20 protein-coding genes are annotated in these 22,269 nt (G+C 66.8%); 6 read left to right on the forward strand and 14 right to left on the reverse strand.

All coding sequences use genetic code 11. The annotated features are described in order from the left end of the window. Positions 1-30 precede the first annotated feature (30 nt). The gene (locus G3T36_RS00790) at positions 31-393 is read left to right on the forward strand and encodes a YrdB family protein (RefSeq protein ID WP_163287531.1); all 363 of its coding nucleotides are present in this window, start codon (positions 31-33) and stop codon (positions 391-393) included. Then, entirely contained in the window at positions 390-1,550 is a 1,161-nt protein-coding gene (gene nagA, locus G3T36_RS00795) for an N-acetylglucosamine-6-phosphate deacetylase (protein WP_163287532.1), read from the forward strand. The genes G3T36_RS00790 and nagA overlap by 4 nt, the downstream gene beginning before the upstream one ends. Positions 1,551-1,661: 111 nt before the next feature. On the opposite strand, the gene G3T36_RS00800 is transcribed toward nagA, so the two are convergent. From G3T36_RS00800 to G3T36_RS00840, 9 genes are all read right to left on the reverse strand, one after another. Beyond that, a complete protein-coding gene (locus tag G3T36_RS00800; protein ID WP_163287533.1) occupies positions 1,662-2,447 on the reverse strand; it encodes a glucosamine-6-phosphate deaminase in 786 nt (261 codons plus the stop codon). After that, on the reverse strand, positions 2,448-3,344 hold the full coding sequence (locus G3T36_RS00805) for an ROK family protein (RefSeq protein WP_163287534.1): 897 nt from the start codon (positions 3,342-3,344) through the stop codon (positions 2,448-2,450). After that, positions 3,341-4,897 (reverse strand): beta-N-acetylhexosaminidase, encoded by a 1,557-nt coding sequence (gene nagZ / locus G3T36_RS00810; protein ID WP_163287535.1) that lies wholly within the window; start codon positions 4,895-4,897, stop codon positions 3,341-3,343. The genes G3T36_RS00805 and nagZ overlap by 4 nt, the downstream gene beginning before the upstream one ends. Further along, positions 4,894-5,814: a carbohydrate ABC transporter permease gene (locus G3T36_RS00815; RefSeq protein WP_163287536.1), complete on the reverse strand. Its 921-nt coding sequence runs from the start codon at positions 5,812-5,814 to the stop codon at positions 4,894-4,896. The genes nagZ and G3T36_RS00815 overlap by 4 nt, the downstream gene beginning before the upstream one ends. Continuing rightward, on the reverse strand, positions 5,811-6,755 hold the full coding sequence (locus G3T36_RS00820) for an ABC transporter permease subunit (RefSeq protein ID WP_163287537.1): 945 nt from the start codon (positions 6,753-6,755) through the stop codon (positions 5,811-5,813). Before G3T36_RS00820 ends, G3T36_RS00815 begins: the two co-directional genes overlap by 4 nt. An 86-nt stretch (positions 6,756-6,841) precedes the next feature. Next, positions 6,842-8,179: an extracellular solute-binding protein gene (locus tag G3T36_RS00825; protein ID WP_163287538.1), complete on the reverse strand. Its 1,338-nt coding sequence runs from the start codon at positions 8,177-8,179 to the stop codon at positions 6,842-6,844. 98 nt (positions 8,180-8,277) lie between these two features. Then, complete coding sequence (locus G3T36_RS00830) at positions 8,278-9,471, reverse strand: ROK family transcriptional regulator (RefSeq protein ID WP_420811025.1); 1,194 nt, start codon at positions 9,469-9,471, stop codon at positions 8,278-8,280. A gap of 126 nt (positions 9,472-9,597) precedes the next feature. Beyond that, positions 9,598-11,112 carry an HNH endonuclease signature motif containing protein gene (locus G3T36_RS00835; RefSeq protein WP_163287539.1) on the reverse strand — a complete coding sequence of 505 codons (1,515 nt, stop codon included), beginning with the start codon at positions 11,110-11,112 and terminating at the stop codon, positions 9,598-9,600. Between the two features lie 251 nt (positions 11,113-11,363). Further along, a complete protein-coding gene (locus tag G3T36_RS00840; RefSeq protein WP_163287540.1) occupies positions 11,364-12,578 on the reverse strand; it encodes an NADP-dependent isocitrate dehydrogenase in 1,215 nt (404 codons plus the stop codon). A 180-nt stretch (positions 12,579-12,758) separates the two neighbouring features. Between G3T36_RS00840 and G3T36_RS00845 the strand changes: the two genes are divergently transcribed. From G3T36_RS00845 to G3T36_RS00855, 3 genes are all read left to right on the forward strand, one after another. After that, entirely contained in the window at positions 12,759-13,211 is a 453-nt protein-coding gene (locus G3T36_RS00845) for a GNAT family N-acetyltransferase (protein WP_163287541.1), read from the forward strand. Positions 13,212-13,246: 35 nt separating this feature from the next. Next, positions 13,247-13,558, forward strand: a complete 312-nt coding sequence (locus tag G3T36_RS00850) for an MGMT family protein (protein WP_163287542.1) — start codon at positions 13,247-13,249, stop codon at positions 13,556-13,558. Between the two features lie 106 nt (positions 13,559-13,664). Further along, a complete protein-coding gene (locus G3T36_RS00855; RefSeq protein ID WP_338031411.1) occupies positions 13,665-14,090 on the forward strand; it encodes a hypothetical protein in 426 nt (141 codons plus the stop codon). Between the two features lie 32 nt (positions 14,091-14,122). On the opposite strand, the gene G3T36_RS00860 is transcribed toward G3T36_RS00855, so the two are convergent. Genes G3T36_RS00860 through G3T36_RS00870 form a run of 3 tightly spaced genes read right to left on the reverse strand, consistent with a single transcriptional unit; the run spans position 14,123 to position 16,963 of the window. After that, positions 14,123-15,913: a sensor histidine kinase gene (locus tag G3T36_RS00860; RefSeq protein WP_163287543.1), complete on the reverse strand. Its 1,791-nt coding sequence runs from the start codon at positions 15,911-15,913 to the stop codon at positions 14,123-14,125. 10 nt (positions 15,914-15,923) lie between these two features. Continuing rightward, on the reverse strand, positions 15,924-16,586 hold the full coding sequence (locus G3T36_RS00865) for a response regulator transcription factor (protein WP_338031412.1): 663 nt from the start codon (positions 16,584-16,586) through the stop codon (positions 15,924-15,926). A gap of 29 nt (positions 16,587-16,615) precedes the next feature. Beyond that, positions 16,616-16,963: a response regulator gene (locus tag G3T36_RS00870; protein WP_163287544.1), complete on the reverse strand. Its 348-nt coding sequence runs from the start codon at positions 16,961-16,963 to the stop codon at positions 16,616-16,618. Positions 16,964-17,156: 193 nt separating this feature from the next. Between G3T36_RS00870 and G3T36_RS00875 the strand changes: the two genes are divergently transcribed. After that, complete coding sequence (locus G3T36_RS00875) at positions 17,157-18,179, forward strand: type III PLP-dependent enzyme domain-containing protein (protein WP_163287545.1); 1,023 nt, start codon at positions 17,157-17,159, stop codon at positions 18,177-18,179. A gap of 144 nt (positions 18,180-18,323) precedes the next feature. Here G3T36_RS00875 and G3T36_RS00880 read toward each other — a convergent pair whose 3' ends face one another. Beyond that, positions 18,324-20,132: an ABC transporter transmembrane domain-containing protein gene (locus G3T36_RS00880; protein ID WP_163287546.1), complete on the reverse strand. Its 1,809-nt coding sequence runs from the start codon at positions 20,130-20,132 to the stop codon at positions 18,324-18,326. Beyond that, positions 20,129-21,919, reverse strand: coding sequence for an ABC transporter ATP-binding protein (locus tag G3T36_RS00885; RefSeq protein ID WP_240148214.1), 1,791 nt, complete (start codon positions 21,917-21,919; stop codon positions 20,129-20,131). The genes G3T36_RS00880 and G3T36_RS00885 overlap by 4 nt, the downstream gene beginning before the upstream one ends. Positions 21,920-22,269: the final 350 nt, after the last annotated feature.

The raw sequence follows: 22,269 nt of genomic DNA on the forward strand, positions 1-22,269 counted from the left end.
CCCGTCGGGAATCGGCACGCTCGCCGTACAATGGGGCGCGTGAGTGACGTGCGCCCAGACGTGAAGATCAGCCCCAACGACGTCCTGCGGTTCCTCCTGGAACTGTTCGCCGTCTTCTCCCTCGCATTCTGGGGCTTCGCCGCGTGGCCGCTCCCGTGGAACATCGTGGTCGGCATCCTGGCTCCCGCGCTCGCAATCGTGCTGTGGGCGCTGTTCCGGTCGCCGAAAGCCGTGTTCTCGATCGACCCGTTCGGCCGTGCCGTCGTCGAGATCGTCGTGATGGCGAGCGCCGCCCTCGCCTGGTGGAGCCTCGGCCAGCCCATCGTCGCAGGCGTGTTCGCCGTCGTCGCTACAGTGAGCGGCATCGTCAACGGTCGCAAGGAGTTCGCATGAGCCTGCTCGATGGCCTGCCGCAGCTGATCCACAGCGCACGCAAGCTCGACACCGACGGACTCGTCGACGACTTCTGGATGCTCACCGACGGCGACCGCATCGCCGTGACCGGCAAGGGGGCCGGCTGGCGCACCCACGCCGAGGGCGCCGACGTCGTCGACGCGGGCGGTCACTGGCTCACGCCGGGATTCATCGACCTCCATTGCCACGGTGGCGGAGGACATCCGTTCGACGACGGGCCGGAGGAGATCCTCGAAGGCCTCGCCACGCATCGCGCCCACGGCACGACCCGGTCGCTGGTCAGCCATGTCGCCAATCCACTGGCACAGCTGCGCGAAAGCCTTTCCGTCGTCGCCGACCTCACCGAGATCGATCCCCTCGTGCTCGGCTCGCATCTCGAAGGTCCGTTCCTGGCCGTCGAGCGCCGCGGCGCCCACGATGCGGCCTTCCTGCGCGACCCCGGTCCCGAGATGCTCGAAGAGCTCGTCGGCGCCGCGCGCGGCACGCTTCGCCAGTTCACGATCGCGCCCGAGCTGCCCAACGCGCTCGAATCGATCGGCGTTCTCCTCGAAGCCGGCGTGGTGGTGTCCATCGGCCACACGGCCGCCGACTACGAGCAGGCGAAGCGCGCGTTCGATGTCGGGGCGCGCATCCTGACCCACACGTTCAATGCCATGAACGGCATCCACCATCGCAACCCGGGGCCCATCATCGCGGCCTTCGAAGACGAGAACATCACACTCGAGCTGATCCTGGACGGGCTGCACGTGCATCCGCGTGTCGCCGAGCTGGTGTTCACAGCGGCGCCGGGCCGCGTCGCGCTCATCACCGATGCCATGGCGGCGGCGGGCGCGGCCGACGGCAACTACCGGCTCGGCTCGCTCAACGTGACCGTCGCCAACGGGCTCGCCGTGCTCTCGGGCACCTCGACGATCGCCGGCTCCACGCTCACCCTCGATGTCGCGCTGCGCAACGCCGTCACGCTCGTCGGGCTCGATCCGCGTGTCGCGGTCGAAGCCCTCACGCACACACCGGCACGCGCCCTGGGTCTCGACCACCGCTTCGGGCGCCTGCACACGGGCTATGCCGCCGACGCGGTGCTGCTCGACCACGAGTGGGCCGTGCGACGCGTCTGGGCGGCCGGCGCCGCCCTCTAGCCCACGGGCTTCGACGCCGAGCACAGAAACACGGATCACAGCGACGCCGAGCACAGGAAAGGGCACCCCAGCCGCGCCAGGTGGGATGCCCTTTCCTGTGGCCGACAGGGCTCAGAGGCGCTGCCAGGCGGGCTTGTTCTGCCAGGCGTAGCGGTAGTAGTCGAGATTGCGCAGGCCCGAGGCGGCAGCCGCATCGACCAGGACCGTCGTGTGCGGGTGCAGCTGGATCGCCGAACCCGGGTTGCTCGTCGACACCGGGCCCTCGACGGCACCGGCCACCGCCTCCGCCTTGCCTTCGCCGAAGGCGAGCAGGATCAGGTGACGCGCCCGGAGGATCGTCCCGAGGCCCTGCGTGATGCAGTGCACCGGCACGTCGTCTGCCGAGTCGAAGAAGCGCGCGTTGTCATTCCGCGTCTGCTCGGTGAGGGTCTTCACCCTGGTGAGCGACGCGAACGACGAGCCGGGCTCGTTGAAGCCGAGGTGCCCGTCCGTGCCGATCCCGAGGATCTGCACGTCGACGCCCCCGGCCGCCGCGATCGCCTTCTCGTAGTCGGCGCCGGCGTGCTCGATCCCCTCGAGTGAGCCGTTCGGCACGTGGATGCGCTCCGGGTCGAGACCGAGCGGCTCGACGACCTCGCGGGTGATGACGGAACGGTAGCTCTCGGGATGCCCGGCCGGGAGCCCCACGTATTCGTCGAGCGCGAACCCGCGCACGCGGGACACGTCGAGCCCCGTCGAGGCGATCTTGGTCGCAAGGGCACGGTAGAGAGCGAGCGGGGTCGACCCGGTCGCCAGCCCCAGAACCGCATCGGGAACCGACCGGATGAGCGCCACGATGCTGTCCGCGGCGAGCTCACCCGCCGCATCCTGGTCTTCGACGACGACGACTTCAGCCACTCACACCACTCCAACCAGGGCCGCGCCGACGGCGGCGGCGGGGAAACCTTCCGGGACCAGCCGAACCCTGCCGGGAAGCTCGAGCGACGCCAGGAACGGCGACGCCTCGCCCCACGACTCGAGGACGTCGTGCACGTCGGAGAGCAGCCGATCGCCGAGGTGGCTGAGGCCGCCCCCGATGACGACCGACTCGACGTCGGCCGTGAGCACCAGGACCCGCACCGCAGATGCGATGCCAGCAGCCAGCCTAGCCTTGATCGCTTTCGCCTCGGGGTCGCCGTCTGCCGCTGCTGCGAACAGCGATCGGACGGGGAGCGGATCGTCGGTGCGCCACTGGCGGGCCACTCCCGAACCCGAGGCGACCGTCTCCAGGCACCCGCGCTGACCGCAGGCGCAGAGCACGCCGTTCGGATCGACGGGTATGTGCCCGATCTCGCCAGCGATCCCCCGGGCACCGCGCCACAGTAGACCGTCGACGACGATGCCGGCGGCAAGACCGGTTCCCAGGTTCAGGTACGCCATCGAGCCTGTGAGGCCCATCAGGTGGTAGGCGCCGAGCGAGGCCGCTTTCACGTCGTTCTCGACGCGAACACCCACTCCGAGTCGTCCTGCGAGCTCCCCGCCGAGTTCGAGCCCGTCGAACCCGAGGTTCACCGCGTGGCGCACGCGACCGGACGAGCTGTCGACGAGACCCGGGATGCCGATGCCGATCGAGTCGAATCCCCCGGCGCTCACGCCGGTCAGCTCCGCGATCCGCGCGACGGCGCTCACTGCGGTCTCCACCACGGCGGACGACCCGAACCCGGTGGCGAGGCGGATGCGCTGGGTCAGCAGGCCGCCGTCGTCGATGGCGACCGCATCCGTCTTCGTCCCACCGATGTCGATCCCGAGTCTCACGACCCTGATCCGGTCAGATAGCGCAGGAGGGCCCGGCCGATCAGTCGGGAGGCACCGAAGGTGGCGATGTCGGCATAGCGCCGGTCGTCGGAGGGCCACCCCATGTCGACGACGAGCACGGAGTCGCGTTCCGCCCGCAGCCGGTCGATGGCCTCCCGCGCGAACGCGTGGCGATGGTTGTCCCTGCCGATCACGAGCACCGGCGACTGGGCCGCGAGGACCAGCTCGGGATCGTCGCCTTCCGTGAACACCACGAGCGGGTTGGCCGCGAACATCACGGCCGCGGGCGACTCGAGGTCCGTGTCGACTTCGGCGAACGGTCCCCACGGCGCGACTCCGATCGCAATGTTTGCCTCCGTGTCGATGCGGACGACCGAGCATCGCCCCGAATTGGTGCGCACCCACTTCTTCGCCGTGTCGGACACGTCGAACGCTGCGATGGCGCGCGCGAGCTCGAGCCGTGGTTCGTCTTCTGCGGTCACATAGTCCGGGATAGCGATCTCCGCCCGCTCCGCCGCCAGCTGGGCGGCGAGCCCGAGCACCCGGCCGGATGCTTGGGTGACGCGTGCAGCGTCGAGTCGCTGCGAACCGATCGCGTCGAGGATGCGCGCCTCGATGTCCGCAAGCTGCGCATCCGTGTTCTCCGTCCCGATGCACAGGAGGTCGCAGCCCGCGGCGAGAGCGAGCACAGCGGCCTCCGGGATGCCGACCTCGCCGCTCGCTCCCTTCATGTCGAGGGCATCGCTGACGATGACTCCCTCGAACCCGAGTTCCTCGCGCAGGAGACCCTGGAGCACGCGAGCGCTCATCGTGGCAGGGCTCTCCGGATCGATCTGCGGGAGCAGGATGTGCGACGTCATGATCGCGCGTGCGCCGGCCGCGATGACGGCTTCGAACGGCTTCAGTTCGCGCTGCCGCAGTTCGTCGAGGGTCAGGTCGACCACGGGCATCGCGAGGTGCGAATCCTGCGCCGTGTCCCCGTGACCGGGAAAATGTTTCGCGCAGACGGCAACGCCCGTCGACTGCAGGCCGCGCGTCCAGGCGGCACCGTGCTCGGCGACGACCTCGGGGGTCGACCCGAAGCTGCGCACCCCGATGACAGGGTTGTCCGCGTTCGAGTTGATGTCGACATCCGGCGCGAAGTTCAGGTTGCAGCCGGCGAGCCGCAGCTCCCAGCCGACCAGACGCCCCACGAATTCCGTGTACGACAGGTCGTCGAGGCGACCGAGCACAGCGTTGCCCGGGTACGGCGAGCCCGAGCTGTAGTAGAGCCGGGTGACGTCGCCGCCCTCTTCGTCGATCGCGATGATCGCGTTCGGGTTGGCTTCGTAGATCGCGTCGGCGAGGGTGCGCAGCTGCGCCCGCGACGCGATGTTCTGGCCGAAGATGCAGACCCCGGCGAGCCCGCCACGGAGGCGATCAGCCAGCCATTCGGGCAGCGTCGTCCCCACGAATCCGGGCAGCAGCGTCGCAGCGACCTGCCGTCGGAGTCGGTCGGTTCGTTCGGGAGAGACTGGGGTCGAGGTCGATTCGGCAACGGACGACCCGTTCACCCCTTCACCGCCCCGCTGACGAGCCCGCTGGTCATCCGGCCCTGAACGATCAGGAAGAAGATGATGACCGGCACGGCGACGAGGGTGGATGCGGCCATGACCTGGCCCCAGTCGATCGCGTGGCTGCTGCTCTGCTGGATGAACCCGCGGAGCCAGAGCGGGAGCGTCTGGCTGGCGTTGTCCGGCAGGATGACGAGCGCGACCGTGAATTCGTTCCACGCCTGGAGGAATGCGTAGACACCGGAGGCGACGAGCCCGGGGGCGAGGAGCGGGAACGTGATGCGCAGGAACGCCTGGGTTCGGCTCAGTCCATCCACCATCGCGGCCTCTTCGAGGTCGGCCGGGATGCCGGCGACGAATCCGCGCAGCATCCAGATCGTGAACGGCACGACCGCCGCGATGTACAGGATGCTCACGCCGACGACCGTGTTCAAGAGGTTCAGGCTGCTCATCATCTTGTACTGGGCGATGAAGAGACCTTCGGCCGGAAGCATCTGGATGAGGAGCACCGCGAGCACGAACGACGTGCGGCCGCGGAACTTGAACCGGCTGATCGCGAGTGCTGCCAGGAAGGCGAAGAACAGGCAGAAGACGACGGTGATCAGGGCGACCGCGAGGCTCATGCCGAGCGCCGGGAAGAACGTGCCACCGGAGAAGACCGCACCGAAGTTGTCGAGGTTGCCGCCGAACGGGAGGAACTGCGGCGTGGTGTTCTGCAGCACGACGTTCGACAGCAGGGACGAGTTCACCATCCAGTAGACCGGGAAGAGCCAGACCAGGGAGACGAGGACGCCCACGATGGCCAGAATGATTCGCGACGGCTTGAACCGGCGAGATCCTGAGCGGCGGCTGTGTTTGCTACCGACTTCCAGGATCGGGGCGCTGGGCGCCTCGATCGTCGATGCTGACGAGGTCATGACTTGTCCTCCTTGAGCAGGTTCCGCACGTAGAACCAGCTGAGGGCGATGGTGAGCGCGAGAACGAAGATCGACACGGCGCTCGCCATCGCGAAGTCGCTCGAACCGACGCCGAGTTGGTAGATGTAGGTGCCGAGCAGGTTGGTCTCGCTGGCGATGGAGCCCTTGTCCTGCAGCAGCTTGATCTGGGTGAACACCCTCAGGTCCCAGATGATCTGCAGGAGAAGCACGATCCCGAGCACCGGCCGGATCATCGGCAGGATGATGAAACGGAACCGCTGGAATCCGCGTGCGCCATCCATCTGGGCCGCCTCGAGCACCTCGCTCGACACCTGCGTCAGCCCGGCGTAGACGGAGAAGGCGACGAATGGCACGCTCGCCCACACGATGATGACCATCGCGACGAAGAAGAACGACAGAGGGTCCTGAAGCCAGTTGTGGTTGGTGAAGTCGAAGCCGGCAGCGGTCAGAAGCCAGTTGATGACTCCGCGGCGCCAGTCGAACAGCCAGTTCCAGACGGTCATCGCCGCGACGACGGGCATGGCCCACGCGAGCAGCAGGCTGATCTGGATGATGATCCGCACAACGGTGTTGACGGCGCTCATCAGCAGGGCCAGGAGCACGCCGATCACGACGGTGACGGATGCGGTCACCAGGCAGAACGCGATCGAGCGGGCCACGACGACCCAGGTGTAGGGATCCGAGAACAGCGTGATGTAGTTCTTGAACCAGACGAATGGGGCGGGCTGACCGAACTGCTGGGCCAGGCCGAAGCTTTGGGTCGAGGTGACGAGCTGCCAGACGAGCGGATACCCGAGGGCGAGCACGAGGATCGCGACGGAGGGGATCAGCAGCCAGTATGCGGTGAGGCTTCGCTTGCGGCGGCGCGGCGTCGACTGGGGCCGGACGGCCTTGCCGGTCACGGCGTTCTGTGTTGTCACGTCTGTCCTCCTTCCAGGTGTTTCGTGTTGTTTCAGGGTTTGGGAGCGCGGTCGGGCCCGCGCTCCCAAACTTACTGAGGGGGTTACTACTTGTTCAGCATCGGGGTGATCTTGGCGTCGTACTCCTGCGCCAGGGCCTTCAGGTCGGACGCGTCGCGGATCTTGGAGAAGAATTCCTCCATCACGTTGCCCGCCTCGACTGCTGCCCAGCCGGGTGCGGCGGGGGTCAGCTTGGAGTTGGACGCCGACGCGATGAGCGCCTTCGCGAATTGGTCGGTACCGAGCGAGTCGACGTACTGGTCGTTCGCCGGTCCGAGACCGTTCTTGCCGAGCATCTCCTGGTAGGTCTTGGAGAAGATGATCTTCAGGAGGGTCTTGGCGAGGCCGGGGTTCTTGCTCTTGGCCGAGATACCGATGTTGGAGCCACCGGCGAAGACCGGAGCCGGCTTGCCGTCGTTGCCCGGGAGCACGAAGGTTCCGAAGGTGTTGTCGTTCCACGTGCGAACGGTCTTGCCGTCCTTGGTGGAGGCGTCACCGATGGACCAGTGAGCCCAGCCCGGAGCCATGATGGTGGCAGCCGAGAGCGACGTCTTCGTGGTGCTGTTGTCAGCGTTGGTGCTCACGTCGTTGTCGTTCAGGTAGATGTACTGGTTGCTGTCCTTGGCGTCGTTCGGCGCCTTGGATGCGTTCTTGTACAGGTCCTGCAGCTGCTGGAGCCCCTTGAGCGACTTGTCCGATTCGAGGGTGGCAGTCCACTTGCCGCCCTTCTCGGTCGCGATGTCTCCGCCGTTGGCGAAGATCCACGAGATGCCGTCGCGCCAGTCCTGGCCACCCAGGTAGAAGCCCGAGAAGTCCTTGATGGCCTTCGGGTTCTTCTGCGCGATGGTGGCGACGTCCTGGTTGAACTCGTCGAGCGTGGTCGGCACCGTGACGCCGGCAGCGGACCAGACGTCCTTGCGGTAGAACGCGTAGCGCGAACCGAAGTAGTACGGCAACGTGTAGTTCTTGCCGCCGGCTTTGCCCGCGTCGACGAACGACTTCAGCAGGTGGGATCCACCCAGCTCCTTGTACATGTCGGAGATGTCGAGGAACGCACCGACGTTGGTGAACGTCGGGGACTGCGTGTTGCCCATCTCGGTCACGTCAGGGGTGTTGTTCGCGTCCGGAAGCGACGTGGTCAGCTTGGTGACGATGTCGCTCCAGTCCTGCTGCTGGATGTTGAGGGTCGCGCCGGTCTCCTTCTTGAATTCGTCCTTGAGGTAGGTGCGAAGGGTGTCCGGGGTGTCACCTCCGACGAGCCACAGCGTGACGGTCTTGCCCTTGCCGTCCGTGCTCGGTGCGCCTCCGGGAGCGGCGGAGCATCCTGCGAGCACGAGAGCGGAAGCTGTTGCCACAGCGGCGAGGCCAACAAGCTTTCTCTTCATTGCTTTTCCTTTCTTGGGTGGTCGATGTGTGCGTTTGCCACACCGTTGGTGCGAGGGGTCGGTTCTGGCTGGTTCTGTTTTCGTTGGGCGTTGCTGTGTTACGAGACCCCGAGTTGTCCTGAGAGGACGAGAACGGCCGCGCCGCGCAGGACGATGTCCTGCCCCTGCGTGGTCATCCGCAACGTGAGATTGCCGTGGAACTCGGCCATCGTCCTGTTGCGGAGCGTTTCGATGGTCGCCTGGGCGAGCGGGCCATCAAGCAGTTCGGTCGGGCCGCTCAACACGATCTCGGAGAGATTGAGAGCGCCGACGACGGGGGCGAGAGCGATGCCGAGGCGCTGCCCTGCCTCACGGAGAATCGGTCCGGCCGAGCCTCCCGCGGCTTCGGCTTCACGGATGCGCTGCTCGAGCAGCGGCACAGCCAGCCAGTGCTCGAGCACTTGGTCGCGGTTGTAGGTGGCTTCGAGGCCGAGGTCGGTGCCGACCATCACCTGGCCGATCTCGCCGGCCGCGAAGCGACTTCCGTAGACGAGCGCGCCAGCGACGAGGAGCCCGGCGCCGACACCGTGACCGATCGTCACGAGCATCATGTCGCCCGCGGCATCGCCGTAGCCGTGCTCGGCGAGGACCGCGACGTTCGCGTCGTTGGCCACGACGACCGGCAGTCCGGTACGTGTCTGCAGGATGTCCTGCAGGTGTTCGTCGACCCAGCCGAGGTTCGCTGCCGTGAGCACCGTGCCCGTGAGGTCGACGACACCGGGTGAGCCGACCCCGATGCCCAGGATGGGGGCGGTCGCGAGCGCGACCAGCTGGTCGGTTAGCGCCACCACTTTGGCGGTCGCCTCGTCGCCGGTGCTCGACGCCAGGGGAATCTCCGCGCGCTCGAGGATGCGTCCGTCGAGGTCGAGTACGGCGCCGCGGAAGGTCGTGTGCTCGCTCAGGTCGATGCCGATGATCTGGTACGCCGTGCGGTTGATGTCGAGAAGGACGGCGGGCTTGCCCGGCCGCGCGGACTCGCGCTGGCCCAGTTCGACGACGAGACCCTCTGTCAGGAGTTCTGCAACCAGGTCGGATATCGTGACCCGGGTGAGGCCGGTTTCGCGGGCGATGTCCGCCCGGCTGCGCTCTCCCGCACGGTAGAGAGTCTGAAGCACCAGCGAACGGTTGTGGCTGCGCGCGTGCTCGGGAAGGACCTTGGCTCTCGGACGAAGCGCCCGGCCCGGCGCCATGCCCGTGGCCAGTTGTGCCTGGGAGGTCTCCAGCGTGGCCATCCCTCGCTCCGATGCGGTCATGTTTGTTAGTAAAGCTTACGAACAAACTATTCGCAAGTCGTCGCCAGCGATTCGCGCAGTTTTTATCAATCCGTGATATTCGCCTTGAAGTGACCGGCGCAGTGTCCGCACCACCTCTCCCGCAGGTCATGGCGGTGCCCTGTCGGGCAGGCGGATGCGTCCGCCTTTGCGGGGTGTGCGGCTCGGGTCGAGGTGCGCCGGTGGGGTGAACCAGGGGATGTGTTCGCGGACCTGGATGTCCCAGCCGTCGTCATGCACCCGATGATGGTGGTGCGAGCAGAGCAGGATCCCGTTCTTCAGATCGGTCGGTCCGGTGTCTCTGTCCCACCAGCGGATGTGGTGCGCCTGCGTGTAAGAGGGTGGGTGTGGGCAGCCGGTCCAGGCGCAACCGCCGTCCCGTTCGGCCAGGGCGTGTTTCTGCGCCGGGCTAAACAGTCGCTGCTTCCGGCCCAGGTCGAGAACTTCACTGTCACGACCTAAGACCATCGGGATCAGGTTCGCGTCGGCGGCGAGCCGCCGGGCCGTAGCCGCGGAGACCGGTCTGGGCACTTCGTCGATCTCCGCGACACCCTTCCCGGAGCGCAGCTGGTCCAGGCCCACCCGGACGATCATCGTCACCGGCGGACTGTTGACACCGGACGTGCAGCCGGCTCGGTGCCGGAACACCTCGACCGCCCCATCCGACCGCAGTTGGGCCATACTCCGGGTCTCCGGCATCGCCGGCATCGCCGGTGTGTCAAGTTCGGGGTCTTCGAAGCGCACTCCATTCTTCACATCGTGAGGAGCAACGGGTTGGCTTCGGGTGGTGCGGAGGTCGCGGGAGACGTAGGCGGTGATCTGCGGCACCACATGCCCGGCGGATTCCGCGTCGAGGCGCCAGTCGATCCGGGTCATCCCATCCCGGGTGGTGGTGATCGTCAACGACCGCCGCCTGCGCTGGATCTGCTCACGTGGTTCGGTGCCGTCCTCATCCAGCCGGTCGCGGAGCTGGATCGCCAGCCGGCGCATCTTCTCCACGGTCAGGGCCAGCGCATGCTCGACCAGCAGCCGCTCGCCCGCGCTGCGTTGCTCGCGGGTGCAACCGTTTCCTGTCTTAGCCAGCTCCCGGATGATCACCGCCGCCTGCTCCACCGACACGTCAGCGTCAGAGGCAGCGCCGGCTTCCGGGTGGTCAGGGTCGGCGGGGTCACCGAGCAGTGCGGCAGCCAGTTCGGGGAACTCCGGGGGCAGTTCTTCGCCGGCGAGCGTGTGTTTCGGTGCGGTCGCCCGGGCCACCGCACACAACTGCCGGGCGTGCGGCAGGCTGGTCCGCCACAGTTCCGCCAGAAACGACCCGATATCGCGGTGCCCGCCGGCCCGCACCGGATCCGTGGCTGGGTCCAGGCTGACGGCCCGGTCCAGGGCGGCGATCCGCCGCAACGCCACCCGCTCCACCGCCGCGTGTACGGCGCCGATCGCCGCCAGGGAGCGGGCGTGCAGTTGCGCCTCACTCAGAGCGACATCACCTGCACCCACATCGCTGCCGGCCCCGTCGTCGCCTCGACCCACCGCATCCACCGCATCCGGATCCGTTTCGAGCGCGCGCAACGCGTCGAGCGCAGCAGCGACCGCGTCGAGATCGTCGGCGGCTGGGAAGGTCATGGTTCAACCCAATCAGCAGCCACCGACATTCGGGGCCGCGAATAAACAACCTTTGATCAGCAATTTCCCTGTGGATAGATTCCTAAAACTCCGAATTGTGGAGGACTCGACGAAACCCCCGGTCACGACCACAAGCCGCCGCCGAGCAGCGAGAGGAACACTCGCCCCCCCACATTCCCACTCCACAAAAAAGAACGAGCGCACGGGATCACCCGTGCGCTCGTTCCGTAACCCGGGACCCGGGACCGCGATCAGCCGAGGCGCGTCTGGAGGTTCTCGGCCAGCGACGCGAGGAACTCCTCGGTCGTCTGGTACGGCTGCTCCGGTCCGACGAGCAGAGCGAGATCCTTCGTCATCTTGCCCGACTCGACCGTCTTGATCACGACATCCTCGAGGGTGTGCGTGAAGTCGATCAGTTCCTGGTTGCCGTCGAGGTGACCACGGTGGGCGAGCCCGCGGGTCCACGCGTAGATCGAAGCGATCGGGTTCGTCGAGGTCGGCTTGCCGGCCTGGTGCTGGCGGTAGTGCCGCGTGACCGTGCCGTGGGCAGCCTCCGCTTCGACGACCTTGCCATCGGGCGTGGTGAGCACGCTGGTCATCAGGCCGAGCGAGCCGAAGCCCTGGGCGACGGTGTCGGACTGCACATCGCCGTCGTAGTTCTTGCACGCCCAGACGTAGCCGCCCTCCCACTTGAGGCTGGAGGCGACCATGTCGTCGATCAGGCGGTGCTCGTAGGTGAGTCCCGCATCCGCGAACTTCGCAGCGTACTCCGCATCGAAGACCTCCTGGAACAGGTCTTTGAAGCGGCCGTCGTACGCCTTCAGGATCGTGTTCTTGGTCGACAGGTACACCGGGTAGTGGCGATCGAGGCCGTAGTTGAACGACGCCCGGGCGAAGTCGCGGATCGACGCGTCCTGGTTGTACATGGCGAGCGCGACACCGGCACCCGGAGCCTGGTAGACCTCGAACGACTTGGCTTCGCCACCGTCGGACGGCTGGAAGCTGATCGAGAGGGTACCGGGGCCGTCGAACGTGAAGTCGGTGGCGCGGTACTGGTCGCCGAACGCGTGACGGCCGATGACGATCGGCTTGTTCCATCCGGGCACCAGGCGCGGGATGTTCGAGATGATGATCGGCTCGCGGAACACGACGCCGCCGAGGATGTTTCGGATGGTCCCGTTCGGGCTCTTCCACATCTTCTTGAGGCCGAACTCCTCGACGCGCGCCTCGTCCGGAGTGATGGTGGCGCACTTGACGCCGACACCGTGGCGCTGGATGGCGTGTGCGGCGTCGATCGTGATCTGGTCGTCGGTCTCGTCGCGCTTCTGGATCGACAGGTCGTAGTACTCGAGGTTCACGTCGAGGTACGGGTGGATGAGCGAATCTTTGATGGCCTGCCAGATGATGCGAGTCATCTCGTCGCCGTCGAGCTCGACGACGGTGCCTTCAACCTTGATCTTTGCCAATGGGTCTCCTCAAGTCTGTGCCGTGTTTTGGCCACGAACAGCTTACCCGAGCCGAGCAACTATCTTGACGTCAAGACAAATGTGCACATTTCTGTGGGCTCGCGATGAGCGAGGAATGCATCCGCTGTCAGCGGAATTGTCGACTATGCCCGGATCGGCCGCGCACGTTACCCTTTCGATATGGCTGAGTTAAGACTTGAAGAGCTGAGTGCGTCGAACATCGTTGCGGCCAACGCACTGAGCCTGAAGCCCGGACAGGAACAGTTCATCACCCCTGTGTCCTACTCGGCCGCAGCCGCAGTCAACGACCCGGCGACCACCTGGCAGCGCGTCGTGACCGACGGCGACGACGTCGTCGGATTCGTCATGGGCAGCTTCGATGCCAACGCCGAGCACGAAGAGTTCACGTCCATCCTGTGGCGGATCAATGTCGACGCCGACGACCAGGGCCGCGGGATCGGCACGTTCGCCGTGCAGGCCCTGGCCGACGAAGCCCGTGCGCGCGGGAAGGCGCGCCTCTTCGTGATCTGGGAGCAGGGCGAGCTCGGTCCGGAGGCCTTCTTCGTGCGCAGCGGTTTCAAGCCGATCGGCGAGACCCAGTACGGCGAGACCATCGGCGCGCTCGACCTCTGACCGACGACTGACAACCGACTTCCGAGCCGTCCGAGGTGCAACCCGACCCGTCCTTCGCCGAGCACGTGCTCTCGATCGTCGAGACGATTCCTCCTGGTCGCGTCATGACCTACGGTGATGTCGCCGCGAGTCTCGGCTCACGGGCGGCCCGCGTGGTCGGGCAGGTCATGGCCTACTACGGTGCGGATGTGCCGTGGTGGCGTGTCATCCGAGCGAGCGGACATCCGCCGATGGGTCACGAGCACATCGCCCTGGAGCACTATCGCGCAGAATCGACCCCTCTCATCGGAGTCGGCTCCGACAGCGGCTACCGCGTCGACCTTCGCGTGGCGCGCTGGCGGCCGTGAGCCGGGTCATCCCGTAGGTTGGGAGAATCCATACCGCAGGCTGATGTTTCCCGCAGCAGCTGCAACCAGACTGGAGTACCGACTCGTCCCTTCTTCAGGAGCCTCAGTGAAATCAGCCAGGATCGCGCTCGTCGCCGGTGCGAGCACGCTGCTCGTCGCCACCTTGGGCGGGTGCGCTGCATTCCAGTCGCTCACACCCAACGTCGCGTCCGACATCTTCGCGTCGAAGACCGACTTCACTCCCGCGGCGACGGCAGCCTTCGGCTCGCCCATCTGGCTTCCTGACGACGCGACGACGATCCGCGTGGACTACGACAAAAACGCCGGCGCCGCGATCCTGACGTACACGTCGAAGAAGCACTTCGCGCCCGGAACCTGCACGGCGAGCGCACCGGTGCCGAAGCCGCCCATTGCGGACTCGTGGTGGCCGGTCGACACCGTCCCCGCGAGCGCCGTCTCCTGCCCCGGCGGCTGGAGCGCGTTCCTGCTCGGCGACCAGGTCTACGCAGCCAAGGGCAAACCGGCGTCCTGAGCTGCGCATCCTGACCGACGCACCCCCGACGACTACGAATCGGTTACCGGCACCGGCGCCGGCGCGTGCGCCGGGATGGTGAACTCGATGATGGTGCCGAGGCCGGCGACGCTCTGCAGGTCGAAATGACCCGCGACCGCCTCGATCCGGTCCCGGACGCCGCCCAGCCCGCCGCCGGGCGTGACGACCGCTCCCCCACGGCCATCGTCTTTCACGACGACCGTGACGGCTCCCTCCGATCGCGTGGCGGTCACACTGCAGTTACGCGCATCTGCGTGCTTGGCCGCGTTGGTGAGGCATTCCGCGACGACGAAGTAGATCGTCTCCTCGACGACATCCGGCAGCCGCTCGTCGAAGGCGACGTCGATCTCCACAGGCACATGACTGCGCAGCGCGAGTTCCGCGAGGGCCGAGCGCAGGTCGCCATCCGTGAGAACGGTGGGGTGGATGCCCCGGGCGAGTTCGCGCAGTTCGCGCAGCGCTTCGGCGAGTTGCGCCGACGAACGCTCCAGATCCTCCACCACCTCGGTGTTCCCGGCATCCTGTGCTTTCGAGGTCGCGATCCGGAGCCCGATCGCCAGCGAGACCAGGAGCTGCTGCGATCCGTCGTGGAGATCCCTTTCGAGTCTCCGCCTGGCGTTGTACCCCTCCTCCACGATGCGGAGCCGGGATTCGCGCACCTCCTGGAGGGTGCGTTCCAGGCGCGCGCGGAGCCTGTCGTTGTCGACGGAGAGCAGCAGTGCCGACGAGACGGCGTCGAGAAGCCGTGTGTCCTCACTGAGCGCCACGTCGTGTTCGATGAGCGCGATCGGCCCGTCCTCCGATCCGATGGACAGCGTCGAGCGACCGGGGCGGGCGGTGGAGAGATCGTGCGGCATCGGCCTCCCGTCCGACGTCTCGTACTCGCCGGTGAGCTCGTCGAACCAGTACACCCGAAGGGAGGTGTCGCGCAGCGAATCGGCGAGGCTCGTCTCCCAGAGCCCTCGATCGACTTTGTCGCGCGCCACGATGACGAGGTCGGCGACCCGTGAGCGCAGACCCCGCGTGTACATGACGCCGGCGACGAAACTGATGGGCACGAGCGCGATCGAGGCGGGCGGGATGAATTCGAACGGCTCCGGAACCTGCAGTCCGAAGATGTAGCCGATCGCGTCCTGCACGGACGCGTACGCCCAGAGGAGCAGGGCGACCGGCATGATGAAGGCGACACGGCGGGCGGGCAGCGTGCTCCCGAACCAGCGGATGGCCAGGCGCACCGCAACGATCACGATGAGGGAGACACCGAGCACCCGCCATGCCGCCCCCAGCGCTCGATCGACGTCGGCGTTCGGGAAGACGGCGAAGAAGTTGGGGACGCATCCGCATTCGCTCGCCGCCGGAGCGTACACGAGCAAGACCCCGACGAACCGGATGGTGAACAGGCCGAGCGCCGCGATCACGACCACCCGATCGAATCGCGACACCAGCCGGCCGGACGGGTAGCAGAGCGCGAGGATGCCGACCAGCACCGCCCACAGGTCCGTCACGCCCGATACGACCGGCCAGATCCACCCGACCGACCGGGCGATCGGGCCCCAGGAACCCGCCGACCAGAAGATCGACGCGCCGACCATCAGCCAGCCCGGCGACGGCCGCGGGACGATCCGCCAGGCGATGACGGCGCACACCGCATAGACCAGGCCGACCACGACGAACGTCGTGTCCCAGCCCACTCCGTGAGGCCGGTCGCCGTAGTCGTCGATGATCAGGCCGGCGACCTGGCCGCCGACGTTGCTGGCGACGGCGATGGCGACCGCGATGCCGCGGACCCAGTGGCGTGCCATCCGGTCCTCCTCAGGCCCCGCGTCCGAGATAGCGCAGGACTGCCAGAACGCGCCGGTGGCCTTCGGCCGAGTCCTCCACGTCGAGCTTCGACATGATGTGACCGATGTGGGTCTCGACAGTTCGCAGGCTCAGATGCAGCGCGGATGCGATCCCCAGGTTCGAACGCCCCTCGGCCATCAGGGTCAGCACGTCTCGCTCGCGTTCCGAGAGCGAATCGAGCGCGTTGCTCGCCATCCGGCCGGCGACCAGCGCTGAGACGACCTCGCTGTCGACGACGGAGCCTCCGGACGCGACCGTACGAACAGCGCGAACGAGCGTATCGGCGTCGGCGACGCGGTCCTTGAGCAGGTAGCCGGTACCGTTTCCGACGCTCATGGCACGTATCGCGTACGCCGCGGTCGTGTACATCGACAAGAGAAGCACCCCTACGGACGAGCCGCGGCGCCGGAGCTCCTCGAGACAGCGCAGGCCTTCGTCGGTGTGCGTCGGCGGCATCCTGATGTCGAGCACGACAGCGTCGAGCGCCTCGTCCACTTCGGTGAGCGCGAGAAGCTCCTCGGCCGACCCGACCGAGGCCACGACGTCGATGCCCCCGGCGCGAAGAATCTGGCCGATGCCCTCACGCAGCAGCACGGCGTCATCCGCGATCGCCACCCTCACGACGTCGGCCACCCGGACCCCCTTCGCGGCACCACCATCGGCTACCCCAGAACGCTGCGTATCGCGTCGCCGGTGAGTTCACCTTTGCTGATGAACCCTTCTGCGCCGCTGTCCTCCACCCGTGTTCCATAATCGCGCAAAGCCCGGCTCGATGTGAGCACCACGGCGGCGCCCGACGCATGGAGAGCAGGAACGAGGTCGAAACCGATCGTATCGGGAAGTCCGATGTCGAGAAGCACGAAATCCGGGTTCAGCTGCCGGGCGAGCTCCAGACCTCCGACCCCGGTGGCCGCCGCCCCGACCACGGTGAATCTCTCGAGCTGGAGCAACTCGCTGGCCTGCTCACGGAATCGCGCGTGGTCGTCGACGATCACTACGCGCAGGTTCATTCCTCGATTCTCGTCACCGCCGCCGAGTCGTGCATCCGAGCTAGCACGCATCCGCAAAAGGGTGATCGCTCCGATGCCCGCCGATCTCGACAGGAGCAACATCGAATATGCGCCGACCAGAACCCGAGGGATCCCTGCGTGACCCGAACACGCAGGATCCCCTGGCCGGACGAAGAGCGGAGGGCGAATCCAGATGCACGCGGAGGCACGACGAACCGGCAGGTCCGGCGCGCACACGCGAACTGACACCGATGAGCTGGACGACCTCGTCGCCCGTTACGGAACACCGCTCCTCGTGCTCGACCCGAACAGGGCGCGTATGCGGTATCGCGAACTCCAGGCGGCATTTCCGTTCGTGCGATTCCACTACGACGCGAGCGCGCTCGCCCATCCTGCTGTCATCACGGCGATCGCCGAATGCGGCGGGTTCTTCGAGGTCTCCGAAGAGGGCGCGCTCGCGGCGGTCCTCGCGTCCAGGGTCGATCCCGTCCGCGTCGTCCACACGCATCCGGTGAAGCATCCGCAGGATCTCCTGTCGGCGTACAGCGTCGGCGTGCGGTTCTTCGTCGCCGACTCCCAGACCGAACTGGAGAAGTTCATCGGCTACCCCGACGACCTCGAACTGGTCCTCCGGCTCCGATTTCCCGACCCGCGTGAAAGCCGCATCCCCGCGATCGCGAGGGGCGTCGCCATCGACGAAGCTGCGAGCGCGGTGCGGTTCGCACACAGCCTGGGCATCCGGATCGCGGGCTTCAGCCTCTATCTCCGAGGCCGCGGGGGCGCCCAGCCGTACGCGGCCGCCATCGCGCGCACGCTCGGGCTGATGGTCGAGCTCGAGAACGCGACCGGCTGCCGGTTCGACGTCCTCGACCTCGGTACCGATTTTCCGGCCCCGGAGCACGGATCGGCGGTCGAGCTCGCTGAGGTCGCACGCGCCGTGCGCACGCTGCTGCTTCCGCTGAAGGATCGCCTGACGTTCCTGGCCGAGCCCGGCCGGCTCGTCGCATCCCGTTGCCTGACTCTGGTCAGCGACTCGTCGCGGACGTCGGTCGATTCCGCTGAAGCGAGCGAGTCGATCGATTCGGGCGTCAGCCTCGTCGTCGTCGACAGCCGGCCGGATGAGGGCGGCCACTTCTTCCGCGCTCTCGCCGACACGCGTCACCGCATCTTCCGCTCCGAAAGGCGGCATCTCCAGACCAGGGCGGCGGCGGGTTGACTCAACCCCACCCTCCGCACCCTCGCTGGCGGGGATACCTGGTCCCGGTAATCCCCGCCGGCTTCTGACGCAACCCGAGTTGCGCAGACGGAACGCCCTTCCCCGGCTTCGGGAAGGGCGTTCTGTCGTCCGGGCTCGTGCGGGTCAGACCAGCGAGTCGCGCCAGGCCGCGTGCAGCTGTGCGAAACGACCCGTACCGCCGATCAGGTCTTCGGGCGACCCGTCTTCGACGATCCGGCCGTGCTCCATCACCAGAACGCGGTCGGCGATCGCGACCGTCGACAACCGGTGCGCGATGATCACCGCGGTCCGGTCGGCGAGCAGTGTCTGCAGTGCCTGTTGCACGAGTCGTTCGCTCGGGATGTCGAGTGAGCTGGTGGCCTCGTCCAGGATCAGCACCGACGGATTCGCGAGGAACGCGCGCGCGAACGAGATCAGCTGGCGCTGACCGGCCGAGACGCGGCCGCCTCGCTTGTTCACATCGGTGTCGTACCCGTTCGGGAGACCGCGGATGAACTCGTCTGCGCCGACCGCTTCGGCCGCCCGCATGATCTCCTCCCGCGTCGCATCCGGCTTGCCGAGCGCGATGTTGTCGGCGACCGACCCGCTGAACAGGTAGGCCTCCTGGGTCACCATCACGATCGCTCGCCGCAGGTCCTTGGGGTGGAGGTCGCGCAGGTCGACGTCGTCGAGACGGACCGAACCGCTCGACGGGTCGTAGAACCGCGAGATGAGCTTCGCCAGGGTCGACTTGCCGGCGCCCGTCGAACCGACGAGGGCGATCGTCTGCCCTGCGGGGATGTCGAGCGTGAAGTCCGGCAGGATGACCCGATCCTTCTTGTACGCGAACTGCACGTCGTCGAAGAACACGTGCCCTCTCGACTCCCACAGGTCGACCGGCTGCACCGGATCGGGAACCGTCGGCTCCTCCTCGAGGACACCCGAGATCTTCTCGAGCGCCGCCGCCGCCGACTGGTAGGAGTTGTAGAACATCGCCATCTCCTCCATCGGGTCGAAGAAGCGCCGCGTGTAGAGCAGTGCCGCCAGGAGCGCACCGATCGCCAGCTGCCCTTCTGCCACCCGGAAGCCGCCGACGAGCAGCACGACGCCGACAGTCACGTTGCCGATCATCACAAGCCCGGGGTCGAAGATCCCGAACAGCTGGATGACGCGGGCGTTCACATCGCGGTAGTCCTCGACGAGTTCACCGAACTCGTCTTCGTTGCGCTTCTCCTTGCGGAACGCCTTGACCGCACGGATCCCGGTCATCGTCTCGACGAAGTGGACGATCAGCTTCGCCGAGGCGACCCGCGAGATGCGGAACAGCCTCTGCGACCGGCTCTGGAACCAGCGGGTGAGCAGGTACAGCGGGAGGAGCGAGCAGATCAGCACGACCCCGCTCACCCAGTCGAGCGTGAACAGCGCGATCGCGATGAACAGCATGTACAGGAAGCCCTGCACGAGCTGGTTGATCCCCGAATCCAGGAGCTCGCGGATCGAGTCCAGGTCGCTCGTCTGGCGGGAGATGATCCGGCCGGACGTGTACGACTCGTGGAACTCGAGGCTCAGCTTCTGGGTGTGGAGGAACACCCTCTTGCGCAGGTCGATCAGGATCGCCTGGCTGATGCGGGCGCTCAGCACGGTGTACCAGGCGATGAGGCCGGCACCGATCACACCGGTGATCAGGTAGGCCAGACCGGCCAGTGCGACCGGGTACCAGTTGTTGGCGATCAGCGCGGGCAGGCCATTGTCGATCCCGAACGCGATGATCGCGGGACCGGCGACCTGCGCAGCCGTGCTGACGACCACGACGATGGCGGTCAGCACCAGTCGCATACGCAGCGGATGCAGCAGCGAACCGAGCAGGCGCAGGGAGCGCTGCCGGATCTGGCGGCTTTCCGTCTTCGTGAAGTCGTTGCGCTCTTCGCCTTCGACTCCGACCAGGGTCGTCACAGGTTCACCTCCTGGAGGAGTTCTTCGGTTTCTTCATCCTCGAGGCTCGAGATGACGAATCGGTAGTGTTCGCTCGTGGCGAGCAGGTCGTGGTGCGTCCCGACGGCCGTGATGCGTCCGCCCTCGAGCAGCGCGACCCGGTCGGCGAGCATGACCGTCGAGGGACGGTGCGCGACGACGAGACCGGTCGTGGCTGCAAGAACGCGGCGCAATGCCGCCTCGACCAGAGCCTCGGTGTCGACGTCGAGCGCGGAGAGCGGGTCGTCGAGGACCAGGACGGACGGTCTGGCGGCGACCGCACGCGCCAGTGCAAGCCGCTGCCGCTGGCCTCCAGACAGGCTCAGGCCTTCCTCCCCGACCTTCGTCTCGGTACCGTCGGGCAGGTCGTAGACGAAGCCCGCCTGTGCGATCTCGAGCGCCTCGGCGAGCTGCGCATCCGCTTCCGCCGATCGTACGTCGATGTCGTCACGTCCGAGCAGCACGTTCTCACGCACGGACGCCGAGAACAGTGTCGCGTCCTCGAACGCCATCGCGATGTGCTTACGGAGGTCGTAGCGGGTGAGGTCACGGATGTCCACCCCGTCGATCCGGATGCTCCCGCCGGTCACGTCGTAGAGCCGTGTCGTGAGCGCGGTCAGTGTCGACTTGCCCGAGCCGGTCAGCCCGACGAGTGCCATGGTCTCGCCCGGCTCCACCCGAAGGTCGATACCGTCGAGCAGGTCGGGATACCGCTCGGGAGAATCCTGGTAGCGGAAATGGACGGCGTCGAAGACGAGCTCACCACGCGGCTGCGCGATCGACTTCGGGTGCTCAGGATCGGTGATGGTGTTCACCGTGTCCATGACGTCGAAGAACCGGTCGGCGGCGGTGCGGGTGTCGAGCGTCATCGACAGCAGGAAGCCGATCGACTCCACAGGGAACCGCAGCACGGTCGCCGTCGCGAAGAACGCCACCAGCTCGCCGACGGTCAGCTGGTTCTGCGAGACCAGCCAGACGCCTGCGACGAGGCAGAGTCCGAACGCGATGTCGGGGACGAGCAGCAGCCACAGCCAGATGCCGGCGATCGCTTTCGCCTTCTCGATCTCGGTGCCGCGAAGCTGTTCGGCCTGCGATTCGAAATTCTTCAGGGCGTGCTTGCCCCGGCCGAACGCTTTCAGGACGCGGATGCCGTGTACGGATTCCTCGACCGCCGTCGCGAGGTCGCCGGCCTGGTCCTGGCTGCGACGCGCGATGCTCGAGTATTTGCCCTCGAAGATGAACCCGTAGATCCAGAGCGGGATCGAGCACACCAGGAAGATCAGGCCGAGCACCCAGTTCCAGACGATGAGGATTCCGAAACCGACGACGATCGTGATCACGTTGACGACGAGGAGCACGAGACCGAACGAGATCCAGCGGCGGATGAGGTTCAGGTCACTCACCGCGCGCGACAGCAGCTGACCGCTCGGCCACCGGTCATGGAAGCCGACGGGCAGGTCCTGCAGCTGGGCGTAGAGGCCGTTACGCATCTTCGCTTCGACATGCGTCCCCGGGGTGAGCACGAACCAGCGCCGGAGCGAGATGAAGATCGCCTCGGCCGCGCCGAGCCCCACGACGAGCAGCGCCGCCGGCCACACCTGGGAGGCGTCGCCCGTCGAGAGCGGCCCGTCGACAAGCCAACGGAGGACTTGCGGGATGGCCAGGGCGACCAGGCTCGCGAGAAGCGCTGCGACCATCCCGAGCACGATGCGCGGCAGCGCCGACTTCGCGAACGGGAAGATGCGCATGAGCGTGCGGAACGTACTCATCGGTGGGGCTGATTCTTGAGGGGGGTGCTGGTGTCCAGCCGGTGCAGACATGGGAGACCGTTCTCTGTGATGTCGAAGTGGTGCTGTGCGAAGAGGTTTTCGGGTCGGCGAAGCGCGGCAGAGCGTGCTGAAGTCGCCGGACGAGGTGCGGTGCGGGGCAGGTCCGTCACGGACCCGGGTCGGTCGCCGGCCGGAGGCCGGGACCAGGGAAGCGGAGGCCTGGTGAGGCAGCTAACTCTGGAAGTCGAGTACCGCTTCGCGAACCGGGGGCTTGGACGGGAGCTGCCGGAGGGCGCCCGTGACAGCACCCTCGAACACGACCGTGGTCCGTGTGGTGGTTTCTGTCGTCA

The sequence above is a fragment of the Leifsonia tongyongensis genome (genome assembly GCF_010686705.1).
Classification (GTDB): domain Bacteria; phylum Actinomycetota; class Actinomycetes; order Actinomycetales; family Microbacteriaceae; genus Diaminobutyricibacter; species Diaminobutyricibacter tongyongensis.

Excerpts from the sequence above, each read along its gene's own strand:
- G3T36_RS00790 (WP_163287531.1), top strand. The coding sequence starts at position 31 with ATGGGGCGCGTGAGTGACGTGCGCCCAGACGTGAAGATCAGCCCCAAC.
- nagA (WP_163287532.1), top strand. The coding sequence starts at position 390 with ATGAGCCTGCTCGATGGCCTGCCGCAGCTGATCCACAGCGCACGCAAG.
- G3T36_RS00815 (WP_163287536.1), bottom strand. The coding sequence starts at position 5,814 with ATGACCTCGTCAGCATCGACGATCGAGGCGCCCAGCGCCCCGATCCTG.
- G3T36_RS00825 (WP_163287538.1), bottom strand. The coding sequence starts at position 8,179 with ATGAAGAGAAAGCTTGTTGGCCTCGCCGCTGTGGCAACAGCTTCCGCT.
- G3T36_RS00830 (WP_420811025.1), bottom strand. The coding sequence starts at position 9,471 with ATGACCGCATCGGAGCGAGGGATGGCCACGCTGGAGACCTCCCAGGCA.
- G3T36_RS00835 (WP_163287539.1), bottom strand. The coding sequence starts at position 11,112 with ATGACCTTCCCAGCCGCCGACGATCTCGACGCGGTCGCTGCTGCGCTC.
- G3T36_RS00845 (WP_163287541.1), top strand. The coding sequence starts at position 12,759 with ATGGCTGAGTTAAGACTTGAAGAGCTGAGTGCGTCGAACATCGTTGCG.
- G3T36_RS00860 (WP_163287543.1), bottom strand. The coding sequence starts at position 15,913 with ATGGCACGCCACTGGGTCCGCGGCATCGCGGTCGCCATCGCCGTCGCC.
- G3T36_RS00870 (WP_163287544.1), bottom strand. The coding sequence starts at position 16,963 with ATGAACCTGCGCGTAGTGATCGTCGACGACCACGCGCGATTCCGTGAG.
- G3T36_RS00875 (WP_163287545.1), top strand. The coding sequence starts at position 17,157 with ATGCACGCGGAGGCACGACGAACCGGCAGGTCCGGCGCGCACACGCGA.
- G3T36_RS00885 (WP_240148214.1), bottom strand. The coding sequence starts at position 21,919 with ATGAGTACGTTCCGCACGCTCATGCGCATCTTCCCGTTCGCGAAGTCG.